Origin of the sequence: Flavobacterium sp. N2270 (genome assembly GCF_025947225.1) — a bacterium.
GTDB lineage: Bacteria > Bacteroidota > Bacteroidia > Flavobacteriales > Flavobacteriaceae > Flavobacterium.
Window position 1 is genome coordinate 1269430 of sequence record NZ_CP110005.1, and the last position, 14095, is coordinate 1283524.

A 14095-nucleotide genomic window follows, 5' to 3' on the forward strand; every position below is an offset into this window, starting at 1 on the left:
AAAGATGAAATCACAAGACATTCGTAAGCAGTTTCTACAATTCTTTGAAAGCAAAGGGCATTTAATCGTTCCTTCTGCGCCAATCGTTTTAAAAGACGATCCAACTTTAATGTTTAATAATTCTGGGATGGCTCAGTTTAAAGAATATTTTTTAGGAAACGCCACGCCAAAAAGTAATAGAATTGCCGATACGCAAAAATGCCTTCGTGTTTCAGGAAAACATAATGATTTAGAAGATGTAGGTTTTGATACTTATCATCATACGATGTTCGAAATGCTTGGAAACTGGTCTTTTGGGGATTATTTCAAAAAAGAAGCTATCGACTGGGCTTGGGAATTTTTAACTGAAGTGTTGAAATTAGACAAAGACCGTTTATATGTTTCTGTTTTTGAAGGAAATGAAGCAGAAAATGTACCTTTTGATCAAGAAGCATTTGACTTGTGGAAACAATTTGTTAGTGAAGACCGAATCATCAAAGGAAATAAGAAAGATAATTTCTGGGAAATGGGCGATCAAGGCCCTTGTGGTCCTTGTTCTGAAATCCATATCGATTTACGTTCCGATGAAGAAAGAGCTAAAGTGTCAGGTTTTTCATTAGTAAATGCAGATCACCCTCAAGTAGTGGAAATTTGGAACAATGTATTTATGGAATTCAACCGTAAAGCAGATGGTTCATTAGAAAAATTGCCAGCACAACACGTAGATACCGGAATGGGATTTGAGCGTTTGTGTATGGCAATGCAAAACGTGACTTCTAATTACGATACAGATGTTTTTACACCACTAATTGAGAAAGTGGAACAAATTACAGGCTTAAAATACACTTCAAACGAAGTAAAAAACATATCAGAAGAGCAAAATAAAACCAATATCGCTATTCGTGTTATTGTAGATCACGTTCGTGCTGTGGCTTTTGCTATTGCAGACGGACAATTACCTTCTAACACTGGTGCAGGTTATGTAATTCGTAGAATTTTGCGTCGTGCAATTCGTTACGGATTTACGTTTTTAGGAACGAAAGAGCCTTTCATTTATCAATTGGTTGAGGTTTTAGCCAATCAAATGGGTGAATTTTTCCCAGAAATCAGAAAACAACAAGCTTTAGTGACCAATGTAATTCGTGAAGAAGAAGCTTCTTTTTTAAGAACTTTAGATCAAGGTTTACAACTGTTAGATAATGTAATTGCTGATACAAAAGGAAAACAAGTGGATGGTGCAAAAGCATTTGAATTATATGATACTTTTGGGTTTCCAATTGATTTAACTGCCTTAATTTTAAGAGAAAGAGGTTTTGAATTAGACGAAGCTGGATTTGAAAAAGCCATGCAAGAACAAAAAAACCGTTCTCGTGCAGCTTCGGAAGTTTCAACAGATGATTGGAAAATTTTAGTGGAAGGAAATACAGAAACTTTTGTTGGTTATGACCAAACGGAAAATGATGTGAAAATCACAAGAATTCGTAAAGTAGATTCTAAGAAAGACGGAATTTTATACCAAATCGTTTTAGATGCAACTCCGTTTTATCCAGAGGGTGGAGGACAAGTTGGAGATAAAGGAACTTTAGTTTCTGCTAACGAATCAATCGAAATTATAGACACTAAAAAAGAAAACAATTTAATATTGCATATTGCTAAAAAATTACCTGAAAATGTTTCAGCAAGTTTTGTGGCTAAAGTAAATACCGATTTAAGAACAGCTTCTTCTAAAAATCATTCGGCTACGCATTTGATGCATTTGGCTTTGAGAACGATTTTAGGAACTCATGTAGAGCAAAAAGGTTCGTTGGTTAACCCAAATTACTTGCGTTTTGACTTTTCTCATTTTTCTAAAGTAACAGATGAAGAAATCAAACAAGTGGAAGATTTTGTAAACCAACGAATTCAAGAACAAATCCCTTTAATCGAAAGAAGAAGTATTCCAATTCAACAAGCATTAGATGAAGGAGCAATGGCTTTATTTGGGGAAAAATATGGTGATAACGTTCGTGCTATTAAGTTTGGCGATTCTATGGAGCTTTGTGGTGGAATTCACGTTGCAAACACAGCAAATATTTGGTCGTTTAAAATCACTTCTGAAGGTGCTGTTGCAGCAGGAATTCGACGTATTGAAGCGATTACGGGTGATGGAGTTAGAGCTTATTTTGCAAATCAAGAAAACACTTTAGCCGAAATCAAGGAAACGTTGAAAAATCCTCAAGATACTATTAAAGCAGTTATTTCATTACAAGATGAAAATGCAAAACTGAAAAAACAAGTGGAACAACTATTGAAAGATAAAGCAAAAGGATTAAAAGGAGATTTAGCATCTCAAATTAAAGAAATAAATGGAGTGAAATTCTTAGCTACGCAAGTTGATTTAGATGCGAATGGTGCTAAAGACTTGGCTTACGAATTAGGAAATAACGAAACGAACTTGTTCTTAGTTTTAGCAACTGCAACAGATGACAAACCAATGCTGACTTGCTATATTTCTAAAGAATTAGTAGACGCAAAAGGTTTAAATGCTGGACAAGTAGTTCGAGAACTTGGAAAATACATCCAAGGGGGAGGTGGAGGACAACCGTTTTTCGCAACTGCTGGTGGAAAAAATGCTGCTGGAATTAAGGAAGCTCTGGAAAAAGCAGTTGATTTTGTGAAGTAGCTTTCAATTTTCACATAATAATTTAAGAAATCCCAATAGTTTAAAGTTATTGGGATTTTTTTATACTTAAAAGTTGCAAAACCGTTTTTTTTTTTTTTTTCTTTATGAAAATTTATTAGAATTAAATATCATGAATAAAATACTTTGTCTTTTTAGTGCTATTGCACTTTTTTTAACGTCATGTACAGGTGAAGATTCTCCTTCATCAGTTGCTATTCCAACTTTGTTAAAAAAAATGATTTTGACATATGATGATGGAAGTGTGTTGGAATCTGATTATTTTTATACAGATACAAAGTTAGACAGCATTGTAAAATCAAGCGGAGAGTTTGAACGATATACTTATACTGGTGATTTGATATCAAGAATTGAATATACACAAAATGGAACTAGTAATTATTCAGAATATATTATTGAATATAATGGCAGTGAAGAAGTATTGAGTACGATTGACTTATTTCATACAAGTTCGCCTTCAGGAATAAAAACTATTTACACATATAATAATGATGGGACTATTTCTTTTGATGCGTATTCTGGGGATTTATTTATTCAAAATATTTTTTTTAAGTCAGGAAAATATTTTTTTGGCGCAAATAATGAAATAATAAAAGTTGAGGAGTATAATGATAATGGTGATTTGCTTGCGGAAATAAATATAACTCATGATGTACTTAATTCTCCCTATAAAAATATATTAGGATATAATAAATTATTTAATCGTTATACACAAGCAAAATTTTCTAATGTTTTAACTTCAGAATGGAATTATACTGGTTCACCAACTAGTTCGGTTTCTTCTGTTTACCAATATTCTTCTTCTGGTTTCCCAACATCAATGGTTGAAAGTTTTAGTGAAGGCTTTGCTTTTAGTTATGCTTTTTTTTATAACTAAAATTTGGGTAAAAATATTAAAGAAAACCCAAAACAACTCGTTTTGGGTTTCTTTTTTATGATTACTTTTGATAAAAATAGTTTTATGCATTTCAGAACTCAAATTCCCATTTCTAAAAGTAATGCTCCAATAGATTATAATTCTAAAATTATATCATTGGGTTCGTGTTTTGCTGAAAACATGAGTGAGAAGTTTAATTATTTTAAATTTCAGAATATAGTTAATCCTTTCGGGATAATTTTCAATCCGGTTTCAATAGAGAAATTGGTAAACCGAATTGTAAACAAAATAGAATTCACAGAAAAAGATATTTTTTTTCATAATAATTTATGGCATTGTTATGAAGTGCATTCGGAGCTTTCAAACCCTAATAAAGAAGATTTTTTAATTATTTTGAATCAATTGGTTGAATCAATTCATAACCAAATAAAAGATTCAACTCACTTTATCATTACACTTGGAACTTCTTGGATCTATCGAAATATAGAAAACAACGAAATTGTTGCCAATTGTCATAAAGTGCCGCAAAAACAGTTTACTAAAGAATTACTTTCTATTGAAACTACGGAAAAATCTATTCAAAATACAATTGAATTAATTCAAAAAGTAAATTCAAACTGCAATTTCATTTTTACCGTTTCACCTGTTCGTCACATAAAAGACGGTTTTGTAGAAAACACATTAAGTAAAGCACATTTAATTTCTGCAATTCATAACATTATCAATTGTCAATCATCAACTATCAATTATTTTCTTAGTTATGAAATTATGATGGATGAATTGCGCGATTATCGTTTTTATGCTGCGGACATGTTGCATCCTAATCAGGTTGCTGTTGATTATATTTGGGAACGTTTTTCAGAAAGCTCAATTTCAGATGAAAGTCAAAAAATAATGGAAGAAGTCGATTCTATTCAGAAATCACTATTGCATCGACCATTTAATCCTGATTCAGAGAATCATCATAAATTTTTAAAAACTCTTAATCAAAAAATACAAACTCTTCAAAATCAATTGCCTTTTGTGAATTTTTCTTAAAATAAGGCAAATGCCCTATTTCTTATAAAGCCCTTTTTTGTGAATTTTGAATTATATAAAACTTTAAAAACTCACATTATGAAAATCGCAAAATTATTTAAATCGTTATTAGTTTGTACAATCTTATTTGCTACATCTTTTTCAAGTGCTCAACAATTAGTTCAGCCCGAAGAAATCTCTGTTCAATTTTTAAAACAAACTTTTCAAGATGCTTATATTGATATTGAAGAAGTAGGTGATACTTATATCAAAGTTAAAGACACGTATAGTGTTTTTATAGATATTGATCCAAATAAACGATATGTTACTTTTTCAGGTATTTACAGAATTGTAGATGGAGCAAGAAAAGATAAGATTATGGATTTGATGAATAAAATTAACGGAGAAGTTGCACTAGTGAAAACGGTATATTCAGAGAAGTCAAATAACTTTGGATACTATTATTATTTTTTTACTGAGGGAGGATTTACTAAAAAATCACTTATTGGTGCTTTAAAATTATACAAAACAGCTCTTACGTTAAGCTTAGATAAGGATACTGAAGGCTTAATTAAGTAATAACAGTTAAAATGAAAATATTTTTTAGATTAGTAATGTTAGTTGCTTTTCTTGGAATAGCAACAACTTCAAGAGCTCAAGAGCTAGGCGAATTTAAGCCTAAAGATGACACATTTGGATTAGGAAAATTAAAATCAAAGCCTAAGAAAATTTATATTTCTAATTTTTCAATAAATTATCAATTATTTAATGAAAAAGAAAAAACAAAAAAAGGAGGCGCATTATTTAGAGATAAAGGCGTTCGTGGAGATGCAACTGCTGAGTTAATGGTAGGATTAGGAAGTTTAACAGAAAATGACTTCCAAACTATTACAAACACATTGTATCAAGATTTTGTTATTCAATTAAAAGCTAAAGGTTTTGAAATAATATCAGCAGATGTAGCCGGAAAAACAGAAACTTATGATGGTTTTACAAAAGCAAGCGGTCCATTTGTAATTACATCTGATAAGCCAGGAATAATTACAGCTGTTCCAGAAGGATTTGATTTTTACTATTTGGATAGATCGAAAGTAGGAAAAGCTATTGCAGCTAAATTTGCAACTTTAGATAAAACGCCTCAAAATTTATCTAAAGATTTAGATGATGCAGTCGTTGTGTCGGTAGATTTGTATGTGTTTTTTATGAAAGATGTTTATGCTTTCCAAGGAAGTGCTGCAAATATTAAAATAAAAACGCAATTAAGCTTAGTATCAAATGAAACTATTTCTGCAAAAAGTGATGATAATAGTATTGCTTTTAGAAAACAAGTTGAATATGTTACGGGTGCAAATACTATAAATTTTGTTTGCGGAAAATATAAAATTGGAGGAAGTGCAGAATCGGTCTATACAGGTGGATTAAAGAAAGACTTTACAATTGAAAATGTCATCGATGAAAAAGTGATTCAAAGTTATTCAAAAGGAGCAGTAGATTTTGTAGGTACAGATACCTATTTTGGGAAATACTATGAGGCAGAAAATAAATCTTCTTCTAAAACAACAATTATTCCAGTAGATACAAAAAAGTATAATGAAGGTGTTATTAAAGCAGGTAAAGCATTTTTAGATTTTCATTTAAATGAATTTGAGAGCAATTTCAAATAGTTTTGTTTTGATTTACTTGTTTGAAAATAGGGCAATTGCCCTATTTTTTTTGGTTATAAAAAAGGGGAATTTTGAATGTAAATTTAAACAGAATGAAAAAAATATTTTTAATACTATTTTTACTTTTTCAAGGATTTGTTTTTGCACAAATTCCTAAGATTACATATCAAGATTTTGATTTCAAAAAACAAGTTTCAAAAACAGAAACTATACTTTTTAACTTAGAAGATAAAGTGGTTATTGATAATAGAATAGAAGAGCAATTTTTTAACGATGCTGGAAAAATAGCTTATATAAAAACTACTTATTACTCAGATAATTTGGTAACCAAAAAAAACTATATTTATAAAAATAATCTTTTAATTGAAACAGTTTATCTTAATTCTAAACGTAAGGATTTTACTTCAAAAAACAAATATACTTACACATCAGACAATAAATTTTCAACAATTAATATTGATACAAAAGGATACAACAGTTCATATAATATAAGTTATAATAAGCAGAACAATATTGAACAAATTTTTGGGAAGTTTTCTAGTAACTATCAGTATGAAAAATACATGTATGCTAATGAAGATGAGCTTTGGAAAACAGAATCGTCATATTATACAGCCGATACAGTTTCAATAGTTTCTGGCGAATTGTACATAAAAGATAAAATGGTGGCAAATTATAGCTCAACGGAAGATAAAATTATGTTTTACACAACTTCTCAAAATTCAAGTGAAATAATAGAATTGCCTTTAAAGCCAAATCGTTTAGCAAATGAATTTTTAAATTTATGCGATTTAGTTAACGATAAGAGAATGACTCAAGAAGAATTTAGAAACTTAATTTTAAGCATTAAAGACGCTAAAATTATTACTCAAGATTACTATAAATTAAACGAAAACAACGATTGGATTGTTAAATGCAGTTTTGATACTTCAAGTCCAGAGGCAAAACAATTCTATTTTAGAAAAATCACTTACGCAGACGGAACAGAAAGTGGCTCTATAGATTTTAATATAGCTGCAGTAAACGAATTTAATGCATTATTAAAATAAATAAACATGAAACTAAAAATCACAATATTATTCTTAAGTATTTTTGCTTTTACTTTTTCTCAAACAGATAACATTTCTTATAAAGATTTGGGAATACAAAAAAAGCCAGTTAAAATAGAGTCTATGACTTACTCAATGGAAGATAAGTTTGTAACTGACAATGCAAGTGATTTATATACATTTAACGAAAATGGATCTATTCTACTTCATGAATTTAATATATATGGAGATTATGCAAGTTCAACTTCTGAGATTTCTAAATATGAAAATGATAAAATAATTCAGCGAGAAGTAAAGGTTAAAAATCGACCAAATTTTAACTCTGTTATGACTTTTAAATATGAAAACGATAATTTAAAACAAAAAACTTATCAAGCCAAATATTATAAAAACGAGTTCTTGTTTTCTTATGATAAAGACAATAAATTAATAGAAATAAAAGGAGTATATAATTCTAATTATTCTATTGAAAAGTACTATTATAATCAAGAAAAATTGTATAAAACAGTTATTCAGTACTTTAATAACGATACTATTTCTTCTCAAAACATGAAACTTTATATTGACGATAAAGTGGTAGTAGAATATGATGGAAATGATAAATTTTCAAAAGCTTATTTGAAAGAAGAAAAAAGCGAAATGTTATTGCAATTAAATCATGCTAAACCACTTCTAGAAATAAATAAAATTGAATCAAAAATCATCAATGAAAACATGAGTTTTGCTAAGTTTAAAGAATACTTATTAAACAAATCAAATTCCGCATATGTAAAAGTTATAGTTAATGAACATTGTAAAAACAATGAAAACAACGACTGGATTGCAAAAATGGGTATTGATAAAATGTTTAAAGAAGAACGTAAATATTATACTTTTAGAAAAATTACTTACGCAGACGGAACAGAAAGCGGATCAACAGATTTTAATATATTTACAATAAATGAATTAAAAGCAATGTTTAAATAATGAAAAAAATAGTTAGCTTCTTTGGTTTATTTTTAATTATTGTTTTTTGTTGTTCCAATGTTTCTCAACCAGGAATATACAACAGTGGAGGTACTGCGTTTTCTATGCTTTTTCCCGAAGATTCTTTGGCTTACAAAAAAGTCCAAATGCAAGAAGAATCTATTTACATTCAGCTTTATAAAGGTTATGCTGTTGTAAAAGGAACATACAAAATGGTAAATACTTCTTCAGAAAAATTGTCTTTTAGAATGGGTTATCCTATTAATGGAATTTATAATGGAGGTGATCATCATTTAAACCAGGTGTCGTTAGATTCAATTTATAAGTTTAAAGTAAAATCGAATCATCAAAATGTTGAAATTTTAAAATCTAAATTTGAAGATACAAATGAAGTCATGACTTTTAATAATGACAATTGGTTGCTTTGGAAAATGAATTTCCTGCCTAAAAGCATTAATATTGTTGAGGTTTATTTTATTGTAAATACTAATAATGCTCAAATAACAAAAGGTTATTCAAGCGCTAATTTTAATGTTTTTACTTACCTTTTAGAATCAGGGAAAGTATGGAAACAACCTATAGAAAGTGGAAATTTTATAGTTGAATTAAAAGATGATTTAAAGTTAGAAAATATCCAAGGAATTTCCGATCATTTTGGTTTTAAAAGAGTGCCAAATAAAGAAATCCTTGCGGGAAGTAAAATTAATTTTTCACCTAAACCTGAAGATAATTTAATCATAACGTACAGTGAAACTGTTGAAAATTTCAATTTTGAAACTGTTTTACAAAACGAGGTAACATTATATCATTCAATAGATATATTGTCAAAAACTGTTTTACCTTTTAATCTAGAAAAATTCACGAGTAATAATCCATATGAAATTAAAACAGATGCATTAGCTTATTTGCCTATGATTTTAACTTTGGCAGTAATTTATTTACCTGTTATTTTAATTGGTTTACTTCTTTTTGTTATTTTTAGATTTGTTTATAAAAAGTACAAACGATAAGTTTTATACATATGAAACACACCTTTAGTTTATTTTTTTTGGGATGGATAGCATTTTCAGTAGCTCAAACAAAGCCAACATATATTGATAGTTTAGAGCAGGCAATTACAAAATTTTCTGCAAAACAAAAATTAAAAGCAATTAATGAAATTCCTTATGGAGACTTTGTAGCTGAAGTTGAAAAGGCTGAAAGGTTATTTAAAAAAGGTGAAAAACTGGCTATACAATTAAAAGATAGCACATCTTTAGGTGATTTGTTTTATAAGCTAGGTCAACTCAAAGTATATCAAAATAAATTAGACGAAAGCTTAGCATACTCTCTCAAGGCCATTACTATTTTTGAAAACAATAAAAATTTCTCAAAAGCAGGAATGGTTTATGGTGGTTTAGGCTATAATTTAAAAGCTAAAAATTTAGAGAAAGCTCTTTATTACATGCGAAAAGGCATTAAACTTCTTGAGGATACTAATGATTTAGAAAGAATCAACCCTGTTTATGATAACTACGGTGTATTACTGAGTATGTCAAATAATAATGACAGTGCTTTGTATTATCAAAAAAAATCCTTATCAATAAAAAAACAACTGAAAGACAGTGTTGGCTTAGGTTATGGTTATGCAAATATTGCAAATACATTTGCTGAAAAAAGGAATTTTATATTAGCAAAAAAATATGTAGATAGTTCATCAATAATTAGAAATAAAATTGCAGATAACTATGGTATTACAGTAAATTATGTTCAAAAAGCAGAAATTTTTGTATTAGAAAAAAAGTATAATGAAGCCATTGAGGATTTTAAAACTTGTGCTCGTTTGTCACAAAAATATAAATACAAACATTTAGAACAATATTGTTATCAAAACTTATCTAAATGTTATGTAGAATTAAAAGATTATAAAAATGCATTTGATTATAAAGAAAAGTTTCAAATAGTAAAAGATAGTGCTGATAATATAATTACTAATGCTAAAGTAGAAGAACTTCAAATTGAATTTGAAACTGAAAAAAAAGAAAAACTTTTAGCTGAAGCAAAAGTAGATTTGTTGGCAAAAGAAGCTAAAATTAAAAAAAGAACAACTTTTTTAATTTCCGCATTAGCATTGGCCTTTTTATTAGGATTAATAGGTTTTTTAGTGTACAAACAACAACGATTAAAAAACAAACAATTAGTTAAAGAAAATGAATTGAGACAAGCACTCATTAAAATTGAAAATCAAAATAATTTACAAGAACAACGATTAGCAATTTCAAAAGATTTACATGATAATATTGGTTCACAACTTACCTTTATAATTTCATCTTTAGATAATTTAAAATACTTTGAGTTTACTAAAGATAAATTATACACAAAATTCGATTCTATAGGAACATTTACGCGTTCAACAATTACCGATTTGCGCGATACCATATGGGCAATGAACAAAGAAGCAATTACGTTTGAAGATTTAAAAACAAGAACAACTAATTTTATTGAAGCTGCAAAAACTTCATTATTAGGAATTACTTTTGAATTCAATTATCCAAAAAACACAGATGAAGTTACATTGAATTCTTTACAAGGAATCGACGTGTATCGCATTATTCAAGAAGCGGTAAATAATGCAGTAAAACATGCAGAAGCAACAAAAATTATTGTCAATTTTGAACTAATTAAAAACACTTTAGAAGTTTCTATTTCCGATAACGGAAAAGGTTTTGATAAAGAAACAATAGAAGCTGGAAATGGATTAGCCTCAATGAAAAAAAGAGCTCAAGAAATTAATGCAAACTTATCAATTGAACCTCTTGAACAAGGAACAAAAGTGTGTTTAAAATTTAACTTAGAATAAAAATAGGGCAATTGTCTTATTTCATTTATAGAAGCTTATTTGCAAATTTACCTTGTATAATTAACTATTATTCTAAAAATGAAAAAGGCATTCGCTATTTATATTTCTTGTTTTTTTGCAATGTTTACATTCGCACAATCAAAAGACAGTCTTACTTTTTATAAAAAATTCCATGATGTTCCAGTAAAGTATAAGTTAGAGCACTTTGATTTAAAAGGAAATGTAAAATCATTTTATGAATCTAGCACTTTAAATAATGATCATGATTTAAAAGTGATTTATGAGTTTGATACCAATGGAAATTTAATACAAGTGGTTAATTCTTATGGAATTGTATCAAAAAAATTCAATTATAATTCAGAAGGAAAGCTAATTTCATTTACAACTAATTCTAAAATCAAACGCGATATTGAAGTCGGGCTAGATGATAACGGAAATATTGTTAAATTAATAATTAATAATGAAGAGCGAGGAATTTCAACTCTTTTGAATGAATATAATAAAAAAGGAGTTTGGACAAAACAAATTCATAAAGAAGAAAACAGTATACTTCAGGAGAACGTTTATGAAAACGACATAAAACTCATTAAAGTACTTATCTATAAAAACAATGAAGTTTCTGAAACTACAAATTTCAGTTATGAATTCTTTTCAAATTATGTGAAAATTAAGCAAGTTTCTAATTTTAAAGAATCAGGTTACACTGCAATTACTTGCATATACGTCGATTATAATGGAACTTTTATATATGGAGATTTATATGAAGGTGATTATTTAACAAGCGAACAAGTAGATGAAATTGTTAGTAATTTTCAATTAGATCACAATGAAAATTGGATTAAAAACCAACAACAAATCCGTGTTATTACTTATTATTAAGCGCTTTAACTATGAATACATTTACAAACAATAAAGCGGCTAAATATACTTCTCTTTTTCTCTTTTTTGTCTTTACACTTATAGAAGTGTATTATAAGCAAACATCAATATTTTATATTTTGTATTTATTTTGGTTTGATGAGCTTATTAAAACTGTTTTTGAAAGAATTACATATATGTTTAAAAAAGAAAAAATTGAAAATCCGATACAATTTCTTCAAAATGTAAAAAATAAATTCTTCATGCTTTTTGTGTATTTCATATTTATTGTAATTATTTTTGGTTTAGTTATCGATAGAAATGATTTTGATTTAATAGGTATAAATTTAACTGTTTTAGCTTTTCAAAATATTTTTTTCAACTTCAGTATAATTACTTTTATTTTAAGGGAGTTTTATTTGTATATCAATACATTAAAAAGTAATGACGATAATTATTCTGTTTCAAACGGAATTATTATACTTCATATTTCTATAATTTTAGGTATTTTTTCTTGGTTTTTACTTACTAAAAAGCTTCATGTTTCAATGGAGTTTATAGGTATTATTTCAATTACACCTTTTCTACTTTTAAAGGCATTTTTCGAAATAAATTCAGTGGATTAAATTTTAAATATAAGGCAATTGCCCTATTTACTTTTTTTACTTTTTTAAGCAACTTTGAATTATAGTTTTAAAAACAATAAAAAATGAAAAAAACAATTCTAATTCTGGTTCTATTTTTTGGCTTTGCTTATTCGCATGCACAAGAAAAATGTATAAGAGGAAATTGCAAAGATAATTTTAGTTTTCAACAAGTAACAGATGGTTATCAAGTTGGTTTTTACACAAATGGGAAGCTTGAAGGGTTTGGTGTACAAGTTGAAGAAGGTAAGGAGTACTTTGGTTCTTACAAAAACGGACAAAAAAATGGTTTGTTTTATTATAAAATTAACGGAGAAATGTCTTATGGAAATTTTAAAAACAATGTACCAGTAGGATTACACGTAGTGCGAATTGAAACCGGTTATGATTACAGAAACTATAATGACAAAGGTGTTTTTGTAAATAGATCTCCAATTCCTGCAAACGGAGTTGATGTAGGTTGCATTCAAGGAGATTGTATGAACGGTTATGGAGTAATTAATAAAGACAATAACTTCTTTGCTGGAAATTTTGTAAATGGAAAACTAGAAGGAGTTGCGATGCTGTATAGAACTCAAGAACAGAAAATTATTTATTGCGAAATGAAGAATGGTGTTTTTGATGGTGTTACAATTGTTTTAGATTTTAATGGAACCGTAAGTATGTATACTTTTTCTCCACAAAAACAAGGTCAGGCAATCATTAGATCAAAAGATCTTAAATACAACGGATATATGTTTAAAGATAACGAAGAAATAGCAAAATTTTAATATAAATTAGTAATGTTTAAAACGTTGTTTCAAAATCAGCCTATTATTAGTAATTCTGTTTTTTTACAGTCTGTTTTCTTAATAGCACTTTTGGTATTGGGAAAGGCTGATCCTATGGCAATTGTTTTTGCATATATTTTTGAAACGGTTATAATAGGTCTTATTCATGTTGTTAAATTGTTTTATGTAGTTGCCTATAATGATCCTGAAAAAGGAAAATCTAAAATTATAGATTATTGCTCAATTCCTTTTTTCTTAATCCATTATGGAGCATTTGTAGGAATTCAAAGTATAATTATATATACTGGTTTTGCCATAAATGACGATCGCTTTTCTACTTCATTAAGTTTTTCTAATTTTATTGATATACTTAACTTAGAAGGTTTTAATATGGTTGTTTTTTCAATAATTGTAAGCCATTTGTTTTCCTTCTATTTTTATTTTCTAAAAGAAAAAAAATATAAAAATGAAAATTTAGGAGCTTATATGGTTAAACCATATTTGCGTATTTTTATACAGCAATTTTTAGCAATTATACCTTTCTTTTTTTTAATTTTCATGGATTCTGTTAGTGTTTTAGCCGCTGTTTTGTTAATAATAATGCGAACCATTTTAGACTTTTATCTAGCTGCAATTGCTAAAAACCCAGATAAAATAAATAAACTAGCTAAACGCATAATTAGTAAAAACAAACCTGAAGAATTATCTGATATAGAACAATCTTTAAAAGTCTTTTTTGAAGAATAATCAAA

General features: G+C 28.1%; 13 protein-coding genes. All 13 read left to right on the top strand.

Annotated elements, in window-relative coordinates; all coding sequences use genetic code 11:
• The first annotated feature begins 4 nt into the window (after positions 1-4).
• The 13 genes from alaS to OLM55_RS05915 all read left to right on the top strand — a co-directional run bounded on the left by alaS (position 5) and on the right by OLM55_RS05915 (position 14090).
• Positions 5-2641, top strand: coding sequence for an alanine--tRNA ligase (gene alaS / locus OLM55_RS05855; protein ID WP_264560476.1), 2637 nt, complete (start codon positions 5-7; stop codon positions 2639-2641).
• A 130-nt stretch (positions 2642-2771) separates the two neighbouring features.
• Positions 2772-3536 (top strand): hypothetical protein, encoded by a 765-nt coding sequence (locus OLM55_RS05860; protein WP_264560477.1) that lies wholly within the window; start codon positions 2772-2774, stop codon positions 3534-3536.
• A gap of 84 nt (positions 3537-3620) precedes the next feature.
• Positions 3621-4574, top strand: a complete 954-nt coding sequence (locus OLM55_RS05865; RefSeq protein ID WP_264560600.1) for a GSCFA domain-containing protein — start codon at positions 3621-3623, stop codon at positions 4572-4574.
• Positions 4575-4652: 78 nt separating this feature from the next.
• A complete protein-coding gene (locus OLM55_RS05870; protein ID WP_264560478.1) occupies positions 4653-5132 on the top strand; it encodes a hypothetical protein in 480 nt (159 codons plus the stop codon).
• A gap of 11 nt (positions 5133-5143) precedes the next feature.
• Positions 5144-6217 carry a hypothetical protein gene (locus OLM55_RS05875; protein ID WP_264560479.1) on the top strand — a complete coding sequence of 358 codons (1074 nt, stop codon included), beginning with the start codon at positions 5144-5146 and terminating at the stop codon, positions 6215-6217.
• A gap of 92 nt (positions 6218-6309) precedes the next feature.
• Positions 6310-7266, top strand: coding sequence for a hypothetical protein (locus OLM55_RS05880; RefSeq protein ID WP_264560480.1), 957 nt, complete (start codon positions 6310-6312; stop codon positions 7264-7266).
• A gap of 6 nt (positions 7267-7272) precedes the next feature.
• A complete protein-coding gene (locus tag OLM55_RS05885) occupies positions 7273-8232 on the top strand; it encodes a hypothetical protein (RefSeq protein WP_264560481.1) in 960 nt (319 codons plus the stop codon).
• Positions 8232-9242 (top strand): hypothetical protein, encoded by a 1011-nt coding sequence (locus OLM55_RS05890; RefSeq protein WP_264560482.1) that lies wholly within the window; start codon positions 8232-8234, stop codon positions 9240-9242. Before OLM55_RS05885 ends, OLM55_RS05890 begins: the two co-directional genes overlap by 1 nt.
• An 11-nt stretch (positions 9243-9253) precedes the next feature.
• Positions 9254-11071 (top strand): ATP-binding protein, encoded by a 1818-nt coding sequence (locus OLM55_RS05895; RefSeq protein WP_264560483.1) that lies wholly within the window; start codon positions 9254-9256, stop codon positions 11069-11071.
• 78 nt (positions 11072-11149) lie between these two features.
• Entirely contained in the window at positions 11150-11950 is an 801-nt protein-coding gene (locus OLM55_RS05900; protein WP_264560484.1) for a hypothetical protein, read from the top strand.
• An 11-nt stretch (positions 11951-11961) separates the two neighbouring features.
• Positions 11962-12555: a hypothetical protein gene (locus OLM55_RS05905; protein WP_264560485.1), complete on the top strand. Its 594-nt coding sequence runs from the start codon at positions 11962-11964 to the stop codon at positions 12553-12555.
• Between the two features lie 83 nt (positions 12556-12638).
• A complete protein-coding gene (locus OLM55_RS05910; RefSeq protein WP_264560486.1) occupies positions 12639-13343 on the top strand; it encodes a hypothetical protein in 705 nt (234 codons plus the stop codon).
• A 12-nt stretch (positions 13344-13355) separates the two neighbouring features.
• Positions 13356-14090, top strand: a complete 735-nt coding sequence (locus tag OLM55_RS05915; RefSeq protein ID WP_264560487.1) for a DUF6498-containing protein — start codon at positions 13356-13358, stop codon at positions 14088-14090.
• The last annotated feature ends 5 nt before the right edge of the window (positions 14091-14095 follow it).